This is a genomic window from Modicisalibacter coralii, assembly GCF_004117855.1.
Taxonomy (GTDB): domain Bacteria; phylum Pseudomonadota; class Gammaproteobacteria; order Pseudomonadales; family Halomonadaceae; genus Modicisalibacter; species Modicisalibacter coralii.
The window spans coordinates 1-17985 of record NZ_QWBW01000041.1 but is presented as its reverse complement, the minus strand read 5'-3'; the positions used below and the strand labels follow the sequence as shown (position 1 = coordinate 17985).

Annotated in this window: 15 protein-coding genes; 10 read left to right on the top strand and 5 right to left on the bottom strand. The window is 67.6% G+C overall.

All coding sequences use genetic code 11. From position 1 onward, the window contains the following. Positions 1-27: 27 nt before the first annotated feature. Together D0901_RS18565 and narL are read left to right on the top strand one after the other, a co-directional pair. Complete coding sequence (locus D0901_RS18565; protein WP_129141792.1) at positions 28-1863, top strand: histidine kinase; 1836 nt, start codon at positions 28-30, stop codon at positions 1861-1863. Then, positions 1860-2501 carry a two-component system response regulator NarL gene (gene narL / locus D0901_RS18560; protein WP_129141791.1) on the top strand — a complete coding sequence of 214 codons (642 nt, stop codon included), beginning with the start codon at positions 1860-1862 and terminating at the stop codon, positions 2499-2501. The genes D0901_RS18565 and narL overlap by 4 nt, the downstream gene beginning before the upstream one ends. 12 nt (positions 2502-2513) lie before the next feature. Here narL and D0901_RS18555 read toward each other — a convergent pair whose 3' ends face one another. Next, complete coding sequence (locus tag D0901_RS18555) at positions 2514-3710, bottom strand: NnrS family protein (RefSeq protein ID WP_129141790.1); 1197 nt, start codon at positions 3708-3710, stop codon at positions 2514-2516. Positions 3711-4120: 410 nt separating this feature from the next. Here D0901_RS18555 and D0901_RS18550 point away from each other — a divergent pair, with 410 nt between their 5' ends. The 5 genes from D0901_RS18550 (at position 4121) to D0901_RS18530 (ending at position 10926) form a co-directional block, all read left to right on the top strand. Then, the gene (locus D0901_RS18550) at positions 4121-5740 is read left to right on the top strand and encodes a Na+/H+ antiporter (RefSeq protein ID WP_129141789.1); all 1620 of its coding nucleotides are present in this window, start codon (positions 4121-4123) and stop codon (positions 5738-5740) included. Positions 5741-5889: 149 nt separating this feature from the next. Beyond that, the gene (locus tag D0901_RS18545) at positions 5890-6996 is read left to right on the top strand and encodes a histone deacetylase family protein (RefSeq protein WP_203234906.1); all 1107 of its coding nucleotides are present in this window, start codon (positions 5890-5892) and stop codon (positions 6994-6996) included. 247 nt (positions 6997-7243) lie between these two features. Then, positions 7244-9757, top strand: a complete 2514-nt coding sequence (gene mprF, locus D0901_RS18540) for a bifunctional lysylphosphatidylglycerol flippase/synthetase MprF (protein ID WP_233440472.1) — start codon at positions 7244-7246, stop codon at positions 9755-9757. Then, positions 9754-10479, top strand: coding sequence for a virulence factor family protein (locus D0901_RS18535; RefSeq protein WP_129141787.1), 726 nt, complete (start codon positions 9754-9756; stop codon positions 10477-10479). The genes mprF and D0901_RS18535 overlap by 4 nt, the downstream gene beginning before the upstream one ends. 72 nt (positions 10480-10551) lie before the next feature. Further along, positions 10552-10926 carry a SirB2 family protein gene (locus D0901_RS18530; RefSeq protein WP_129141786.1) on the top strand — a complete coding sequence of 125 codons (375 nt, stop codon included), beginning with the start codon at positions 10552-10554 and terminating at the stop codon, positions 10924-10926. Between the two features lie 157 nt (positions 10927-11083). Here D0901_RS18530 and D0901_RS18525 read toward each other — a convergent pair whose 3' ends face one another. From D0901_RS18525 to D0901_RS18510, 4 genes are all read right to left on the bottom strand, one after another. Next, complete coding sequence (locus D0901_RS18525; RefSeq protein WP_129141785.1) at positions 11084-11401, bottom strand: carboxymuconolactone decarboxylase family protein; 318 nt, start codon at positions 11399-11401, stop codon at positions 11084-11086. A 35-nt stretch (positions 11402-11436) separates the two neighbouring features. Further along, positions 11437-11712 carry a hypothetical protein gene (locus D0901_RS18520; RefSeq protein ID WP_129141784.1) on the bottom strand — a complete coding sequence of 92 codons (276 nt, stop codon included), beginning with the start codon at positions 11710-11712 and terminating at the stop codon, positions 11437-11439. 184 nt (positions 11713-11896) lie between these two features. Then, entirely contained in the window at positions 11897-12400 is a 504-nt protein-coding gene (locus D0901_RS18515) for a phasin family protein (RefSeq protein ID WP_162500917.1), read from the bottom strand. Between the two features lie 331 nt (positions 12401-12731). Continuing rightward, positions 12732-13637, bottom strand: a complete 906-nt coding sequence (locus tag D0901_RS18510) for a LysR family transcriptional regulator (RefSeq protein WP_129141782.1) — start codon at positions 13635-13637, stop codon at positions 12732-12734. Between the two features lie 218 nt (positions 13638-13855). Here D0901_RS18510 and D0901_RS18505 point away from each other — a divergent pair, with 218 nt between their 5' ends. From D0901_RS18505 to D0901_RS18495, 3 genes are all read left to right on the top strand, one after another. Then, the gene (locus D0901_RS18505; protein WP_129141781.1) at positions 13856-15814 is read left to right on the top strand and encodes a ligand-gated channel protein; all 1959 of its coding nucleotides are present in this window, start codon (positions 13856-13858) and stop codon (positions 15812-15814) included. Between the two features lie 130 nt (positions 15815-15944). Continuing rightward, complete coding sequence (locus tag D0901_RS18500) at positions 15945-16883, top strand: ABC transporter substrate-binding protein (protein WP_129141780.1); 939 nt, start codon at positions 15945-15947, stop codon at positions 16881-16883. Between the two features lie 70 nt (positions 16884-16953). After that, positions 16954-17922, top strand: coding sequence for a FecCD family ABC transporter permease (locus D0901_RS18495; RefSeq protein ID WP_129141806.1), 969 nt, complete (start codon positions 16954-16956; stop codon positions 17920-17922). Positions 17923-17985: the final 63 nt, after the last annotated feature.

Below are 17985 nucleotides of genomic sequence, written 5' to 3'. Positions count from 1 at the left end.
TTGGAGGTAGGCAGCGCCCGACAGCCCATGGCCCACGCGATTACCCGTTCCCTGACCTTCCGCGCCGGCCTGGCGATGGCCGGCATCGTGCTGCTGGCGCTGACCAGCATGCTCGGCTCGATCGTCATCGCCGAGACCGCCAGCGGCGACGCGGCGGCGATCAACCAGGCCGGCGCCCTGCGCATGCAGGCCTACCGGCTGCTCGCCACGCGCCTGCAGTCCGGAGCCACGCCCGGGCAGCCGGCGGCGCAGATCGCCGCACTCGACCGCAGCCTGACCTCGCCGGTGATCACCGAACGCCTGCCGGACGACCGACAGCACCCGTTGACCCGGCAGTACCGCTCGGTCGTCGAGCAGTGGCGCGACCGGCTGCGTCCGCTGATGCAGGACGCATCGACTCCGCCGTCGATCGCCACCCGCCGGATCGGCGGCTTCGTCGATCAGGTCGACCGGCTGGTCGGTCAACTACAGCGCGAGGCGGAGTCGCGCATCCAGCTGCTGCGCCTGTTTCAGGGCGTCATCCTGTTTTTGACGCTGGGCCTGGTGTTCCTGACCATGTACAAGCTGGCCACCGAGGTGATGCCGCCGCTGCGCGACCTGCTCAAGGTGGTCGACCGCTCGCGGCGCGGCGACTTCGCCGGGCGCACCCACTACACCGCCGGCGACGAACTGGGCCTGCTGTCGCGCACCATCAACCAGATGAACGAGAGCCTGTCGCAGATCTATGGCGAACTCGAGGCACGGGTCGAGGCCAAGACCGCCGAGCTCCAGCGCAGCAACGAGACGCTCAACCTGCTCTATCAAACGGCCCGCCAGCTCAACGGGGCCCCCGCCGGCGACGCCAGGTATCGCCGCGTGCTCGAGCAGCTCGCCGCGGTCTCCGGGCTGGGGCCGATCACCCTGTGCCTGGCCCAGGCCGATGCCGAGCGCGCCTACCTGCGCCTGTCCACCAAGCCCGGCGACTGTCCCGACTTCTGCCGGGCGCCGGCCTGCAAGCCCTGCCTCGACGGCAGCGATGACACCGCTCCCTGGGTGTACCGGGTGCCGGTGAGCGAGGCCGGGCGCGAGTTCGGCGTGCTGTTGCTGCAGTATCCCCCCGACTCCCCGCCCCGGCGCTGGCAGCGCGACCTGGTGGAGACCATCGCCGGGCTGATCGGCACCTCGATCTCGCTGGCCCAGGGCTACGCCGAGCAACGCCGCCTGGCGCTGATGGACGAGCGCGCGGTGATCGCCCGCGAACTTCACGACTCGCTGGCCCAGGCGCTCTCCTATCTGAAGATCCAAGTCGCTCGCCTCCAGGCCCAGGCGCGTCGCACCGGCTCCGATGCCGACACCGAGGCGATCGTCGACGAACTGCGCGAGGGCCTCAACGCCGCCTACCGGCAACTGCGCGAACTGCTCAATACGTTCCGCCTGAAGATGAACGAACCGGGGCTGGAAGCCGCCCTGGAAGAGACGGTGCGCGAATTCGAGCGCCGCGGCGAGCCGATGATCCACCTCGCTTACCGCCTCGGCCATTGCCCGCTGTCACCCAACGAGGAAGTGCACACGCTGCAGATCGTCCGTGAGGCGTTGTCCAACGTCGTCCACCATGCCCGGGCGAGCCACTGCGAAGTCAGTCTGGCCACCGACGACCAGGGGCAGGTAGCGGTGAGCGTTCGCGACGACGGGGTCGGTTTCGGCGGGCAGGACAGCCAGCCCAACCACTACGGCACCATCATCATGCGCGAGCGCGCCGCGAGCCTGAACGGCCGGCTAGAGCTGCGCGAGCCCCCCGGGGGCGGCACCGAGGTGCATCTTTGCTTCACGCCGCAACTCCACCAGAAAGCCACTGCCCTGCCACTGCCGGGAGATGTCCGATGACCCCTGCGATCCTGATCGTCGACGACCATCCGCTGTTTCGCCGCGGCGTGCGCCAGTTGCTCGAGATGGACCCGGCCCTAGCGGTCGCCGGCGAGGCCGCCGACGGCGAGGCGGCGCTCGAGGCCGCCGTGCGCCTGGAACCGGCGTTGATCCTGATGGACATGAACATGGCCCGGCTGGATGGCCTGGGCGCGCTGAAGGCACTGCGCGAAGCCGACGTCGAGGCGCGCATCGTCATGCTCACCGTCTCCGACGCCGAGGAGGACGTGGTCGCCGCCCTGCGCGCCGGCGCCGATGGCTACCTGCTCAAGGACATGGAGCCCGAGGACCTGCTGGCGGCGATCAAGGAGGCCGCCGAGGGCCAGATGGCGATCAGCCCGCGACTCGCCGGCCTGCTGGCGCGGGCCCTGAGCGGCCCGCGTGCGGCACCGGGCGAAGACGTGCTGGCCTCGCTGACCGCCCGCGAGGGCGAGATCCTGCGCGCCCTGGCCCGCGGCATGAGCAACAAGCTGATCGCCCGCCGGCTGACGATCAGCGAGGGCACGGTCAAGGTCCACGTCAGGAACCTGCTCAAGAAGCTCGGTCTGCGCTCGCGGGTCGAGGCCGCGGTCTGGGCGGTCAACCACGACCTGGGCTGACCGGTCATCGCCTCAGCCATCGCCGCCGTCGGCCCGGGCCCGCACCAGCACCGGCGCGTAGCGTGCCAGGTAGAGGGCGAACGCCAGGCACCAGGCGAACACGGCGAGGTCCAGCGCAACGGGCAGGCTCTGCGGCCAGAGGGCCGGCAACAGGGCGCGCGCGACACCGGCCAACAGCATCAGTGCCAGGGCCGTGCCAATGCCCCGTGGCGCGACGATCGGCCGCCCGGTATGCCCCAGCGCCACCCGCGCCATCATCGCCAGCATCATGCTGGCCATGCCGCCCACGGTCAGCGCATGAACCGCCAGCGACAGGCTCACGATATGCCAGGCCGCCAGCGCCCACATCGACAGCCCCAGGCAGACGAAGCCATAGCTCAGGTGCAGGCTCCACAGCAGCGGATCGCGCCAGCCGTGCCAACCCGCCCAGCGCAGCCAGCGCACGAGATTGGCGAGCGCCGCCACCCCGGCGACCACGCCCCCGATGCCGGCCGGTACCTCGCCCCCCAAGAGGGCGGCCAGTTGCAGGCCAACCAACGCCGCGGCGCCACCGATCGCCAGCGCCTCCAGCACCACCGGCCGGCTCGCCTGGGACAAGCCGAGCCGCCGTGCGGTGAAGAAGGGGATCACCCGGCCGCCGAGGATCACCATCAGCAGCGTGATCAACAACACGGCCAGGTGCTCGCCACCGCCCAGCAGTTCCGGCGCGGCGCCATACAGCGCCAGGTGCGTGGCCAGGTTGGCCACGGCGAGCAGCGCGAGTACCGGCACGAAGATCAGGTTGCGCCACTGGCGGCAACGGATCACCGGCCGGGCCAGCAGCACCGCGGCGAGCGGCAGGAAGGCGATATCGACGACCGCCACGCCCACCGCCGGCATTCCCTGGGGGAAGGCAATCAACAGCCGCGCCGCCAGCCAGAGGGCGGCGAGCCCCAGCAGCGGCAACCCGGCGATCCCCGGCTGTCCGGTCCAGTTCCGTACCGCGGTGAGCAGAAACCCCACCACCACCGCCGCGGCGAAACCGAACAGCATCTCGTGCGGGTGCCACCACATCAGCCCGCCGTAGGGAGCGAGCACCACATAGCCGTTCCACACGCCGCCCCAGACCAGCATCGCCAGCAGCGCGAACGTCGCAGCAAGCAGAAAGAAGGGACGAAACGCCAATCGCCATAGCGGCGCCCGATGGGTCAGTTGCCTGGACAGCGACATCACTCGATCCTCCGCACGGTTTTCTTCACTACGGCAATCTGCGTGCCAGCCATCGATCGTGCTGAAATCCCCGCCAGGCAGGGCGTACAGCGGGCCGGGGGCAACGTTGAGGATCAAAATGACAATAAAATTCGAGTCGATAAGACAATGGCGGACAAAGGCTGTCGGAATGACACGCAACACCTGACTCGCTGGCCGCCATCGTGACTTGATTCACATCAAGCCGGCCGCAGATCGCCCGCCGTCTTCGGCGGTGCAGCAACCACCAATAAAACGACAAGCCATTGTTTTAAAAAGATTAAATGAAGTGTTTCGGGGCAGCCTTGCGGCCCTGCAAGGCGCTGAAGAAAACACCGTTTCCGCCGATAATCTTGTAACATCGCTTTCGAAACGTCGTTACCGGGCCCCCCATGGACATCCTCAATCTGATCTTCCTGTTGACGCTGGCGGTCGCCGCCAGTCGTCCGCTCGCCAACCTCATCCCCCTGCCGCTGCCGATCCTGCAGATCCTGATGGGCAGTGTGCTGGCCCTGCCGCCGCTGGGCATGACGGTGGAGCTGGACCCGGAGATCTTCATGATGCTGTTCATTCCGCCGCTGCTGTTCTATGACGGCTGGAAGATCCCCAAGAAGGAGTTCACCGAGTACGGCGGCCAGATCGCCGCCATGTCGCTGCTGCTGGTGCTGCTCACGGTGGCCGTGGTCGGCTACGTCATCCACTGGCTACTGCCGACGATCCCGATGGCCGCCAGCTTCGCCCTGGCGGCCATCCTCTCGCCCACCGACGCCCTGGCGGTGATCGCCATCGCCCAGGGTCGACTGCCGCGCCACATGGCGCATCAGCTCGAGGGCGAGGCGATGATGAACGACGCCACCGGCCTGGTGTCGTTCAAGTTCGCCATCGCCGCCGCCGTCACCGGCAGCTTCTCGCTGCTCACCGTCTCCGGGGAATTCCTGGTGGTGGCGCTGGGCGGGCTGTTGATCGGCGGCGGGCTGAGCTGGCTGGTGGGCAAGTTCAAGCAGTGGATGACCGCCCGCCACCTCTACGATTCGGCCACCTACGTGGTCACCATCCTGCTGCTGCCGTTCGCGGCGTTCTTCCTCGCCGAGCACGCCGGCATGTCGGGGATCCTGTCCGCGGTGGCCGCCGGCATGGTGCAGAGCCGCGTCGACATGCTGCCGGTCAAGACCAGCACGCGCATCCTCAACCGCAGCATCTGGGAGATGCTCGACTTCTGCTTCAACGGCGCGGTGTTCCTGCTGCTGGGCCTGCAGTTCCCGGGCATCGTCGAGCGCGTCTGGTCGTCCGCCGGCCCGCAGGAGCTGGGCATCGTCACGCTGAGCGGCTATGCCCTGGCGCTGATGGGCGTGCTGCTGGTGATCCGCTTCGCCTTCGTCTACGTCTACCACTGGGCCGAGGAGCGCATTCTCCGGCTGCGCGGCAAGTCCGCCGAGAGCCAGCCGCGCCTGCTGGTCACGGCACTGAGCTCGGTGGCCGGCGTGCGCGGGGCGATCACCCTGGCGGGCGTGCTCTCGGTGCCGCTGCTGATCAACGGCGCGCCCTTCCCGGGCCGCGACCTGATGATCTTCATCGCCGCGGCGGTGATCATCCTGTCGCTGCTGATCGGCGCGCTGGGGGTGCCCTATTTCATGCGCTTCCTGTCGCTCGACGACCTGGCTCAGCACGAGCGCGAACTGGTTCGCGCCCGCCAGGCGGCCACCCAGTCCGCCCTCGACTGGCTGGAGAACCGGGCGGCCGCGACCGACGAAGAAGAAGCCGAACTGCATCGCTCGATCGCCGCGCATCTCATCGAATCCTACCGCCAGGAACTCCAGGCGATGACCCTGGAGCGCGATGAACGCGCCGAGCAGGCGCGCCGTCACCATACCCTGGAAACCGAGCTGCGCCGCCAGGCGATCGCCGTGCAGCGTCAGGAACTCTACCGCCTGCGCAAGCGCCGCCGCATCGACGAACCGATGCTGCAGACGCTGATCCGCGAGCTCGACTACGAGGAAGCGTCCCTGTCGTGACGCCGGGCGCGACGACCGGCAACGGTGCCGAGCGGATATCCCGCCCCGCACCGCTGCCGGTCATCACGCCCTTTCGCAAGCCCCCGGGTAGGCTATGGTTGTCAGTGACGACACCAAGAAGAACAGCGTTCGACATTCCGGGAGGCCTCGTGACCGCACCAGATGCATCTGTCACCGTGTTCTACGATGAGCGGGTTCTGGCCCACCAGCCCGACGGCAACGTGCCGCTGCTCTCCTCACGCCTGGACCGCCACCTGCGCCAGATTCTCTCGAGCCTCGACGTCACCTGGCAGTATCCGGAGCATCCGGGGCGGCTGACCGTCATCAAGCAGTTGCTGGACAGCGAGCCGATCGCCGGGGTGACGTTCGAGACCGGCCAGGCCGCCACCCGCGAACAGCTCTGCCGGGTGCATACCTCCTCCTACGTCGCCAACATCCTCGAGCTGCGCGGCAAGAGCGCCTGGCTGGACGTCGATACCACCGCGGTCTCGCCGGGCAGCGCCGAGGCCGCCGAAGTCGCCGCCGGCACCGCCATCGCCGCGGTGGAAGCCGTCGTCGCGGGGCGCACCGCCAGCGCCTTCGCCCTGGTCCGCCCGCCCGGCCACCATGCCGAGCCGGTCCGCGCACGCGGCTTCTGCCTGTTCAACAACGTGGCAGTGGCCGCCGCCCACGCCCGCGCCGAGCTGGGCTGCGAACGGGTGCTGATCGTCGACTGGGACGCCCACCACGGCAACGGCACCCAGGAGATCTTCTGGGCCGATCCCAGCGTGCTGTTCTTCGACATCCACCGCGCCCCGCCCTACTTTCCCGGCTCCGGCCGGCTCGAGGAGGTCGGCGTGGGACTGGGCGAAGGCACCACCGTCAACGTACCGCTGCCCGCCGGCGCCGGGGACGCGGCCTTTCTCAAGGCCTTCGACGAGATCCTCGCCCCCGCCGCCGAGTGGTTCCGGCCCGACCTGATCCTGGTCTCGGCGGGCTTCGACCCGCACTGGAACGACCTGGCCCTGAACGTCACCTACGAAGGCTTCGGCGCGCTGACCGGCCGGTTGCAGGCACTGGCCCGGCGCCACTGCCAGGGACGGCTGGCCTTCGTGCTGGAGGGCGGCTACAACCTGACCTCGCTGCCGCGCGGGGTGCACGCTGTGCTCGAGGTCCTCGCCGGTGGCGAGCCGCCGACGCCGGGAATCAGCGGCGTCGCCGAGGTCGCCGCCGCCGCGGCCTATCACCGCGATGCATTTATCGCCCCCGACGAGTGAACCAAAACGCGGGGGAGCGACTCAGAGCGAGAGTCGGCCCATGGCCACCCCCTCGCCCGGTCAGAGACCACTAGAATGCCCCATCCGAGACGGCTCGCGTTGCCATCGCCCCCTGCCGACGCCAGAGGCGTTGGCGCGTCTTCACGGCGTCGTGCCATGGTGACCGTCGACCATGCCGACTGACCGGCTGGCGCGCCTTCTCGCGTGGCGGGCCCACCTTCGGGGTCGCTTGCGATACGCGGTGCCCATGTTCATCGGCCTGGCCTTGTTCGGGCTGGCCCTGGTGTTCATTCACCGCGAATTGGCGCAGTTCGACCTGCGGACGATTCAGCGACAACTCGCCGCCCAGTCGCCCACGGCCCTGCTGTTGGCCCTCGCGGCCACGGCGGGCAGCTATCTGGCACTCTCGGCACACGACCGCCTGGCGTTTCGCTGGATCGAACGCTCGTTGCCCTATCGGCGCATCGCCTTTGCGTCGTTCACCGCCTATGCCCTATCGTACAGCGTGGGGCTGAACATGCTCAGCGGGGGCGCCTTACGCTACAAGATCTACGGGAGCTGGGGCCTGAGCGCCCTGGAAATCGCCAAGATCATCGGCTTCGTCACCCTGACCACGATGCTGGGGCTCACGACCCTCTTCGGCGTCGCCATCCTCGGCGAGGGCCAGCGCCTGACGGCGTTGGTGACGTTGCCGACATGGTTCGGCCCCCTTCTCGGGTGCGCTCTGCTGGGCATCCCCGTGGCATGGCTGCTGCTGGCCGCCCTCGATATCCGGCGCCTGACCTGGCGTGGCCATGCGCTGAGCGTGCCGAGCCTGCCCCTGGCGGCCGGCCAGATAGGGATTGCGCTCGTCGATCACACCCTTGCCGCGATGGCGCTCTACAGTCTCATGCCCGATCATGCCGGGTTCGGGCCGCTGGGTTTCCTGGGGCTGTTCGTCGTTGCCAACACCATCGGCCTGCTCAGTTACGTGCCCGGCGGCGTCGGCGTCTTCGAGGCGGTGATTCTCCTCGCCGTCCCGCAAGAGGCCAAGACGGCCACGATTGCCGCACTGGTGACCTATCGCGTCATCTACTACCTGCTCCCCCTGTTCCTGGCCGGACTGATGCTCGCCTGGCATACCCTGCGACGCCCGGCCCGGGGGCTCGTGACCTGGACCCTGCCCCTGGCGCCGTCACTGTTCGCCGTGCTGGTCTTCGCCTCGGGCATCGTGCTGCTCGTCTCGGGCGCGATACCCCGCAACGACACGGCCACGGACTGGCTGGCCGCCCTGGCACCGCTCGGCGTCATCGAGGTCTCGCACTTCGCGGGCAGCGTGCTGGGCGTGACACTGCTGCTGGTCGCCGACGGGCTGCGTCACCGGCTCAACGGGGCCTGGCTGCTGGCTTGCGGCTGCCTCGTCGGCGGCATCCTCTTCTCGCTGTTCCGGGGCGCGGAGTGGACGCAAGTGCTGGCGCTCGCCATGACCCTGGTCCCGCTCGCCGCCTGTCGTCGCGCCTTCGATCGCAAGGCCCGCCTGCTCGCCCTGACGCCGTCGGTCAGTTGGCTGATCGTCAGCACCGCCGTCGTCACCGCTTACCTGTGGCTGGGCTTCTTTGCCTACCGGCATGTCGAATACACCAATGAGCTGTGGTGGACCTTCGTCCTCGATCAGGGGGCGCCGCGCTTTTTGCGCGCGAGTCTGGGCATGGTGGCCGTGCTGGCGCTGGTGGCCCTGCGTCTGGCCCTGCGTCCCGCCCTGTCGCCCTCGGCGCTGGCCCTGCCGGCTTCGGCGGATCTGGCGCGCGCCGAGCGCGTCATTCAAGGGGCGCAGAACGTCGGCTCGGCGGCCTGGCTGGCGCTGCTCGGTGACAAGCATCTGCTGTTCAGCCAAAGCGGCGAGAGCTTCATCATGTTCGGCCTGCAGGGCAAGAGCTGGATCGCCATGGGCGAGCCGGTCGGCCGCCTGGATGAACGCCACGAGCTGGTGTGGACGTTCCTGGAGACCTGCCGTCAAAACGGCGGACGCCCGTCGTTCTACCAGATCTCCGCCGACACCATGCCGATGTTCGCCGAGGCGGGCCTGGCGTTTCAGAAGCTGGGGGAGCAAGCCTACGTGCCACTCGGCGACTTCGACCTGCAAGGGGCCGCGAGAGCCAAGTTGCGCCAGACCTGGAACCGGGGACGGCGCGGGAAGCTCGCCTTCACGGTCGTCCCCCGCGCCAGCGTGCCGACGATCATCGACGAGCTGCAGGTCGTCTCGGATCAGTGGCTGAATGCCAAGAACGTCAAGGAAAAGGGCTTTTCCATCGGGCGTTTCGACCGTGACTATATCCGCCACTTTCCCGTGGCGACGATCCGGCTAGAGGGGCGCCTGCTGGCATTCGCCACGCTGTGCGCGTCGCCCGATCGGCGCGAGCTTTCCATTGACCTGATGCGCCATCGCGACGATGCCCCCAACGGCGTGATGGATCAGCTGTTCATCGAGCTGATGCTATGGGGGCGTGAAGCGGGGTACGTCGAATTCGATCTGGGCATGGCACCGATGGCGGGGCTGGAAGCGCGTGCCCTGGCGCCCGCACTCAGCCGAGCCGGCGCGCTGATGTTCCGCCATGCCGAACACTTCTACAACTTCCAGGGCCTGCGGGCCTACAAGGCCAAGTTCGATCCGGTCTGGCGTCCCCGCTACCTGGCGGCACGCCCCGGAATCGAGATGACACGCACGCTGGGTGATACGGCGTTACTCATCAGTGGTGGCATAAAGGGGCTGATCAGCAAATGAAACCGACGCGCAGACTCCAGGCCTGGCTATTGGCGCTGGTCATCATGATGGCCAGCCATACTCTGCTGGCGCAGACAGGGGATGTATCACGCGAGCCCGACACGGCACTGGCGACCCTGCCGCTGACCGAGCTTCCCGTGGCGGGGAAAGGCGATCTCATGGCGGTGATCTGGTCGGGTGACGGTGGCTGGCGGGATCTCGACAAGACCATCGGCGAGGATCTGCAGCGCCAGGGAATCCCCGTGGTCGGTGTCGACTCCTTGCGTTACTTCTGGCATGAAAAGACGCCCGAGCGGATCGCCACGGATCTCGCGGCCATCCTCCGCCATTATCGCGCGGCGTGGGGGCGGTCCCGGGTGATACTCGTCGGTTATTCCTTCGGTGCCGACATCATGCCCTTTGCGGTCAACCGCCTCCCCGGCGACGTGAAACGCCATATCGTGCGCATTTCACTGCTGGGAGTGGCGCGGGATGCCACCTTCGGCATCCATGTCGCCGACAAGCTCCTGGGCCATTCGAGTCAGGACGCACGCCCCCTGCTGCCCGAGGTGAGTCGGCTCGACCTCGGCAAGGTCCAGTGCTTCTACGGGGAAGAAGAGTCGGACAGCGCGTGTCCGGCGGCCGTTTTCGATAGTGCGGAGAGAATCGAGACCCGAGGCGGGCACCATTTCGATGGCGACTATGCCGCCCTGGCACGACGCATCCTGGATGGCATCGAATAGCGACACGCAGCCCCCTCGTCGACCGGTAACGAGCGACTCGCGTACCATCGGGTCGAACCTGGGGGAAGGAACATGGACTATACGCTGATCAAGCACATCCACATGGCCGCGGCCGCCCTCAGCGTGACGCTGTTCGGCCTGCGCGCCTGGTGGTCGGCCACCGGCTCGACGGCGCTGCGACGCCCCTGGGTCCGTATCGTGCCGCACCTGATCGATACCCTGCTATTGGCGGCAGGGGTCACCCTGATGGTCATGCTGCAGGCCTGGCCCACGCGCCAGCCCTGGCTGGCGGCCAAGCTGGTCGGCCTGGTGGTCTACATCGGCCTCGGCAGCGTCGCCATCCGCCGCGGGCGCGCCGCGGCGGCGCTGGCCGCGCTCGTGGTCTTCGCCTACATCGTGGGGGCGGCCGTCGCCCACGACCCGCGTTCGTGGCTGGCCCTGAGCTGATCGAGGCCCGAGCTCAGAGGGTGTTTTACAAATTCGGCGAGCGAAGACAAGACAAGGCAAAATCGGGCGAAAAAGCGGAGTTTACCGAGGTAAATGAGCATTTTGAGGCCGATTTTAACGCCGTATTGTCGAGCGCAGGCATTTTGTAAGCACCCTCTCACTCGTCGAGCAGATCCTCGACCCAGGTCAACGCGGCAATCGCATTGGGAAAGCCCAGCGTGGGAATCGCCAGCAGGGCCACCTGCTTGAGCGATTCGTCGTCGATGCCCTCGGCCCGGGCACGGCGCACATGGGAGTGCACCGCGCCCTCGGAGCGCGTGCCCACCGCCAGGGCCAGCTTGATCAGACGTCGGGTCCGCGCATCCAGCGGGCCGGCCTCGGCACAGGCCTCGCCGAGCCCGGCGTAGGCGTCCCAGACTTCCGGGTACTGTTCGGCGAGCCGGGCGGCACCGGCGGGCAGCTGCTGACGTGACATGCGTGATCTCCTCGCGGTTATCGCGCCCGGGCGTTTCAGGGCGTGAAGTCGGCGACCTTGCCGCCGCGCCCCACCAGCCGTGTGCGGACCATTTCCAGGCGCTCGAGCAGTGCCGCCCTGTCCTGCCAGGTGGCGGGGTCGATCTCGAATTCCTGGGTCTCGTCATCCATGTCGACGGTGAAGCGGTCGAAATTCTCGCCCTTCTCCTCGTGGAACTTGCACACGTAGGGGTGCACCGCGCGGCTGATGATGTCCTTCGCCTGATCCTTGTCGAGTGTCTCGCTGGCCATGATGCCTCCTGTGTCGTGCATGGCGTTTCCGTGCGTGAAGGCGCGTCCCGGACGCCCCGTCCCGGGCATCCCTTGGCGGGACGCGCGGTCAGCCTTGCGGTCCTGACGCTCTCAAGGTAGACGCTAGACGCGACGCTGTTAAGTCGCCGGGAGCCGACCGTTTCCCGACCCGCCATACGCGACCGTCGGGCGCCGAGGCAGCTCCCTAGGAAGCCCGGCTCTTGCTGCGCGTCGTGCCCGCTGCCTTGCCGATGGTGTCGCCCGGATCGTTGACGGCGCCTGCGGTGGTGCGCTCGACGGCCTCCAGACCGACCTTGCCGACCTGGCGCGCGGTCTCGTCGATGCGTTGGTTGAGCGCCTCGCCGGTCTCGGAGAAGGCCTGGGTGAGATCCCGGCCGCAGCCCTGGCCGATCTCGGCCATCATCCGGGCGTCCTCCATCAACTGATCGGTCCATTCGCTCAGCCATTCGACCTGCTGCGACAGAAAACGCTGCATGTCGTCGGCATCCTGGATATCGTTGGCCGCACGCAGACACCGGGCACTCATCTGACTGTAGCGCTGCAGGGCATCGAGTTGATGCTGCATCGCCTGCTCGAGGCCGTCGGCCATCGTCTGGCCGACGCGCAGCCACGGATTGAAGCTCGACCAGGTCTCCCAGAGATCCCGCATCCGGGCGTCATATTGGTTCGTTGCCGTTTGGTGACTCATGTCGCTCCCCCTGTTACGAAAACACGTGGAAAATCGCCAAAACTCCAGCTTCTCCCCCCTTACCGGAGCACCTTGTGCGGTATAGACCGGGGCCCACACGCCTGCCTTGACGGGGATCATTAAATCCACACCTCGGACCCACGGATTTGCCTCAGAGATCGAGGTGGCGGGTATCGGGAATTTCCTCCGAGTGCCACTGATCGCCCGTCTCGAAGGGCCCGACAGTGCAGGTTGCATCAGCAAGGAAGACGGTATCGTCAGCGCGGCGTGACAATCTGGCCCGCGCTTGATCGGCTTCAGGTTTCCACGGAGCAGTCATGCCGTGGGCGTACTAGGGAGGTTTTCGCCAGACGTCCGGAACACCCTGCCGCAAATGCTCCAACAGGACGGCCACCTTGCGCGGCAGATGGCCATGAGGATAAAGCAGGGCAATGGGTTGCGCCGGGGCCTGCCAGTCGGCCAGGCAGGGTACCAGCGCCCCCGGGTGGTGGCGCAGGCGCTCTTCGGCCATCCAGTGAGGCATCAGTCCGAGCCCCTGGCCACGGACGATGGCATCGGCATGCAGCACCAGTTGGTCGACCTGCAGGCGCGAGGTCGTTGCCGGTAGCGGATGCTCGCCCTGCTCCGGGTGGCTCAGTGTCAGCCCATCCTCGATATCACCGAGGCGATCGATCCAGCGGTACTGACGCAAATCCCGCGGATGGCGCGGCGCCCCGTGGCGCTCGAGGTGTTCGGGGCTGGCATAGATACCGTAGGTCAACCAGCCGAGACGCTCCTGACGCAACCCGCACTCGCCGATCTCTCCCAGCCAGACATGGATGGCGTTGGCATCCGGCGCGACCGGCGGCGCCTGCAGGGTATGCAGAACAATCCGCGCCTGCGGATGTCGCGCCAGAAAGTCCTCGGCCTGACGTGCCATCCAGCCGCGCGCAAGCGCCGAGTGCACCTTGATCACCACCTGGCCGCTGACCTCCGCCCGGAGGTCGTCCAGCGCCCGATGGCTACATTCGGCAAGCCGCAACATTTCCCAGGCGTAGTCCAGAAACAGGCTGCCGGCCTCGGTCGGCAGCAGCCGGTTGGCCTGGCGCCTCAGCAACGGCTGCTCCAGTTGGGCCTCGAGATGCGCGATGCGTCGACTCAGGGTCGACTTGGCGACACCCAGACGCCGGGCGCTCGAGGTCAGGCTGCCGCTGCGCATGACCTCGGCGAAGGTTGCCAAGGCGTCGAGATCGTACATGCGATACCGCTCCCGGGGAGACAGTCATTCGGGCGGCGCGGGGAAGCATGCCGCCCGAACTAACTGGAATCGATTCGACGTTGCGCAAAGCGCAACGCGTTGTCTCGCAACGTTATCAGAAGAATGTGGAAGAATCTAAATGATAAATATTCGTATTGAATTTCTCGACCGTGAGAAATCGCCCCGCCCGGGGGCTCGTCTTACAAGGGAACCCAATGATGTTGTCAACGCCATTCCGCCTCTCCACTCTCGCAGTGGCCGGTGTCGCCGGGTTTGCCGGCAGCAGTCAGGCCCAGGAGTCACTCGATCCGATGGTCGTCACCGCCGCCGGCTACGCCCAGCAGGTCGCCAGAGCTCCGGCCTCGATCAGCGTGGTCACGCGCGAGGCGCTGGAGGATCACCAGTACCGAGACGTCACCGATGCCCTGCGCAACGTGCCCGGCGTCATCGTGACCGGCGGCGGGGCGGGCGACAACGGCGCCGACATCAGCATTCGCGGCATGCCGGCACAGTACACGCTGATTCTGGTCGACGGTCGGCGACAGTCCACCCGCGAGACCCGTCCCAACGGCAGTGCCGGCTTCGAGCAGGACTGGTTGCCACCGTTGCAGGCAATCGACCGTATCGAGGTAATCCGCGGGCCGATGTCGACGCTCTACGGCTCCGATGCCATTGGTGGGGTCATCAACATCATCACGCGCAAGGTGGCCGACGAGTGGCACGGCAATCTCCAGGTCGACACCACCATTCAGGAAGACCGCGATTCCGGCAACGAACAGCAGACCCAGTTCTACGTGGCCGGCCCACTCAAGGAGGGGCTCCTCGGCCTGCAGGTGAACGGGCGCTATTCCACGCGGGACGAAGACCACATCATCGATGGTTACGAAGACAAGGAGCTGCGTAACGGTACGGTGCGACTGTCACTGACGCCGGGCGAAAACCACGATTTCACCTTCGAGGCCGGGCGCACCGAGCAGGAGCGCCAGTCGCACGTGGGCGTGTCGGCGTCCGAAACCGGCTGCCGCGGGCCGTGCACGGACTCCGACAACGATTTCAACCGTGAGCACTTCACCATCACGCATACCGGGCGCTGGGGTATCGGCACCAGCGACTCCTACGTACAGCGCGAGACCGCGGAGAACAAGTCTCGCGACATGGAGATCACCAACACGGTGGCCGACTCGCGCCTGGTGATGCCGTTCGCCTCGCATATCCTGACCGTCGGCGCCAACTACGAAAAGCAGGAGCTGGACGACTCGACCAGCAATGACCTCGATACCGGCATCGACAACATCGACGTCTATCAGTGGGCACTGTTCGTCGAGGACGAATGGTCGTTGACCGACAGCTTCTCGCTGACCGGCGGCGTGCGCATGGACGACAACGAGAACTTCGGCAGTCACGTCAGCCCACGCCTCTACGGCGTCTGGAGCATGGCGCCGAACTGGACGCTCAAGGGCGGCGTCTCCTCCGGCTACCGGTCTCCCGCGCTGCGCGAGATCACCCCGGGCTGGGGCCAGGTCAGCCGTGGCGGGAATATCTACGGCAATCCGGATCTCGAGCCGGAAACCTCGCTCAATCACGAGCTTGGGCTGGTCTACAGCGGCGACGACGGCACGAGCGCCAGCGCGACGCTGTTCTACAACGCGTTCGAGGACAAGATCACCCGTGTCGGTTGCCCGGTCGATATCTGTACGGACGGGCAGAATAGTTTTGGAGCCGACCCCACCTATCGCGTCAACGTCGACGAGGCGACCACGCAGGGCGTCGAACTCTCGCTGGCCACGCCGCTGACCGAGTCATTGTCGCTGACGTCGAGTTACACCTTCACCGACTCCGAACAGAAATCCGGCGAGTACGAGGGCCGGCCGCTGACCAAGCTGCCCAAGCACCTGGCGACCGCCACGCTCGACTGGAACCCCAGCGGTCGCTTCAGCGGCTGGTCGCGCGTCACCTACCGCGGCGAGGAGAGCGAGCCGACCGGGGGGCGCTCCGCCAGCTCGCTGCAGGCACCGTCCTATACCTTCGTCGATGCCGGCGGCAGCTGGGCGATCGCACCGCAGGCCCATTTCCTGTTCGGTGTCTACAACATCTTCGACAAGGACGTGGACTACGACGACTACGGTCTGGTCGAGGATGGCCGCCGCTACTGGGTCGGCATCAATCTCGAGTTCTGAGGCGCGGGGACGTCATCCCCGCTGGCGACGCTGCCGGCCGGGCCTCTCGCTCATCCCGCATCACGGATCATCAACCCGGACGGCGGCGCAAACGACGCGGCGCCGTCTCGACGACGCAAGGGAGACTTTCATGCAACTGCGTTTTCTACCCCCCGGCATCTCGCGGTTCTGCGCGGTGCTGGCCCTGGCAACGCTGGCACAGGGCGGCATGGCCAGTGCCGTCCAGGCGCGCACGCTGGAAACCGCCTACGGCGAGGTCGACGTCGACGGCCAGCCGGCGCGCGTGGTCACGCTCTACGAAGGGGCGCTGGACACCGCCCTGACCGCCGGCATCACGCCGCTGGGTGCGGTGGCGACGCGGGGCGGTGACGGCGTCGCCGCCTATCTCGGCGATGCCGCCGAAGGCATCGCCATCGTCGGCACCGCCCGCGAGACCAACATGGAGGCGGTCGTCGCCCTGCGTCCCGACCTGATCCTCGCCCCACCGCGCCTGCCGCAGGCGCAGTACGCGCTGCTCTCGCGCTTGGCGCCGACCATCGTCCCGACGACCCAGGGCTTCGAGCCGGACGCCTGGAAGGACGAGGCCCGCCTGTTCGCCAGGGCCCTGGGCCGGGAAACACCGGTGGACAGCGCGCTTGATGAAATTGATAATCGCTCACATTCGCTGGCCAAGCGTCAGCCGCAACCCGCGCCCGAGGTGACGCTGGCGCGCTGGATGCCGAATGGGCCGATGGTAATGTCCACACGGCTGTTCGCCACCGGCCTGCTCGCCGCCGCCGGCTTCACGGTCGAGGACGGCGGCGTGGTCAAAGACGACCGTCCGCACAGCGATCCGCTGAGCCTGGAGAACCTGGCACGCATCGACAACGACTGGCTGTTCCTCGCCACGCTCAACGCCGAGGGCGAGGCGGCGCTGGAGAAAGCCCGTCAGTCACCGGCCTTTGCGCGTCTCGACGTGGTGCAGCACGACCGCGTCGTTCCCGTGGATGGCCAACTCTGGACCAGCGCGTCCGGTCCGATGGCGGCCTCTCGGGTGCTGGACGATATCGAAGCCGCCCTGGCGCCATGAGTTGGAAAGACGATGACTGATTCCCGTGACTGATTCAGCCGCTTCGCACCGTTACCCGCTGCCCCGGCTGATGCTGGGGCTGCTGCTTTGTCTCGCCCTGATGACGCTAGCGAGCCTGCTCTTCGGTGCCGGCGAGATCGGCCCAGCCGACGCCTGGTCGGTGTTGACCGGCAACGGCGATGCCGAGGCGCGCTTCCTGGTCGAGTCGCTGCGCGCGCCACGCACGGCGGTCGGCGTCGGTGTCGGCATCGCACTCGGCGTCGCCGGCGCCCTGATCCAGGCGGCGGCGCGCAACCCGCTGGCCGAGCCCGGGCTGCTCGGCGTCAGCGCCGGCAGCGCCCTGGCGGTGGCCGTGGCGCTGATGCTCGGGGCGAGCGCTGCCACGCTGCGCGTCTCGGTCGCGCAGTTGGGCGCGCTGGCCGGGTGTCTTTTCGTGCTGGCGGCGGCCCGGCTCAACGGCGTCGGTGGCGATCCGGTACGGCTGGTACTCGCCGGCGCCGTGCTCTCCGGGCTGCTGGGGGCACTGACCTCGCTGATCCTGCTGGTCGACCAGCGCTCCGCCGACGAGATCCGCTTCTGGATCGTCGGCAGTCTGGCCGGGCGCCGGCTCGAGGATCTGCGGGCAATCCTGCCAAGCCTGGCGGCGGCGGGGGCGATCACGCTCGCCGTGGCGCGACCGCTGGCGGCACTGGCGCTGGGAGAACGGGTCGCCGTCGGTCTCGGGCATCGCCCGCGCCTGGTACGCCTGCTGACGGTCGTCGCCGTCGCGCTGCTGGTCGGAGCGGCGACGGCGGTCGCGGGGCCCATCGCCTTCGTCGGTCTGGTGGTGCCGTTCGCGGCGCGAGCGCTCGCCGGACCGGACATTCGCCGCACGCTGTGGCTGGCCCTGCCGCTGGGGCCGATCCTGATACTCGGGGCGGACGTGCTGTCGAGACTGCTGGTGGCACCCTCGGAGATGCCGCTCGGGGTGATCACGGCGCTGGTCGGCGCGCCGGTGCTGATCGCGGTCGTCCGCGCCCATCGACTGCCGGCGGTGTAGGGTCATGAAGGCTCGCATGCTCTCTCCGTCCCGGCATCGTGTTCGGCGAGCCGCCGAGCCGCC

Bases quoted from the DNA above. Each gene is read 5' to 3' on its own strand.
- D0901_RS18565 (WP_129141792.1), top strand. From the start codon at position 28: ATGGCCCACGCGATTACCCGTTCCCTGACCTTCCGCGCCGGCCTGGCG.
- narL (WP_129141791.1), top strand. From the start codon at position 1,860: ATGACCCCTGCGATCCTGATCGTCGACGACCATCCGCTGTTTCGCCGC.
- D0901_RS18555 (WP_129141790.1), bottom strand. From the start codon at position 3,710: ATGTCGCTGTCCAGGCAACTGACCCATCGGGCGCCGCTATGGCGATTG.
- D0901_RS18550 (WP_129141789.1), top strand. From the start codon at position 4,121: ATGGACATCCTCAATCTGATCTTCCTGTTGACGCTGGCGGTCGCCGCC.
- mprF (WP_233440472.1), top strand. From the start codon at position 7,244: ATGTTCATCGGCCTGGCCTTGTTCGGGCTGGCCCTGGTGTTCATTCAC.
- D0901_RS18535 (WP_129141787.1), top strand. From the start codon at position 9,754: ATGAAACCGACGCGCAGACTCCAGGCCTGGCTATTGGCGCTGGTCATC.
- D0901_RS18530 (WP_129141786.1), top strand. From the start codon at position 10,552: ATGGACTATACGCTGATCAAGCACATCCACATGGCCGCGGCCGCCCTC.
- D0901_RS18525 (WP_129141785.1), bottom strand. From the start codon at position 11,401: ATGTCACGTCAGCAGCTGCCCGCCGGTGCCGCCCGGCTCGCCGAACAG.
- D0901_RS18520 (WP_129141784.1), bottom strand. From the start codon at position 11,712: ATGCACGACACAGGAGGCATCATGGCCAGCGAGACACTCGACAAGGAT.
- D0901_RS18515 (WP_162500917.1), bottom strand. From the start codon at position 12,400: ATGAGTCACCAAACGGCAACGAACCAATATGACGCCCGGATGCGGGAT.
- D0901_RS18510 (WP_129141782.1), bottom strand. From the start codon at position 13,637: ATGTACGATCTCGACGCCTTGGCAACCTTCGCCGAGGTCATGCGCAGC.
- D0901_RS18505 (WP_129141781.1), top strand. From the start codon at position 13,856: ATGTTGTCAACGCCATTCCGCCTCTCCACTCTCGCAGTGGCCGGTGTC.
- D0901_RS18500 (WP_129141780.1), top strand. From the start codon at position 15,945: ATGCAACTGCGTTTTCTACCCCCCGGCATCTCGCGGTTCTGCGCGGTG.
- D0901_RS18495 (WP_129141806.1), top strand. From the start codon at position 16,954: ATGCTGGGGCTGCTGCTTTGTCTCGCCCTGATGACGCTAGCGAGCCTG.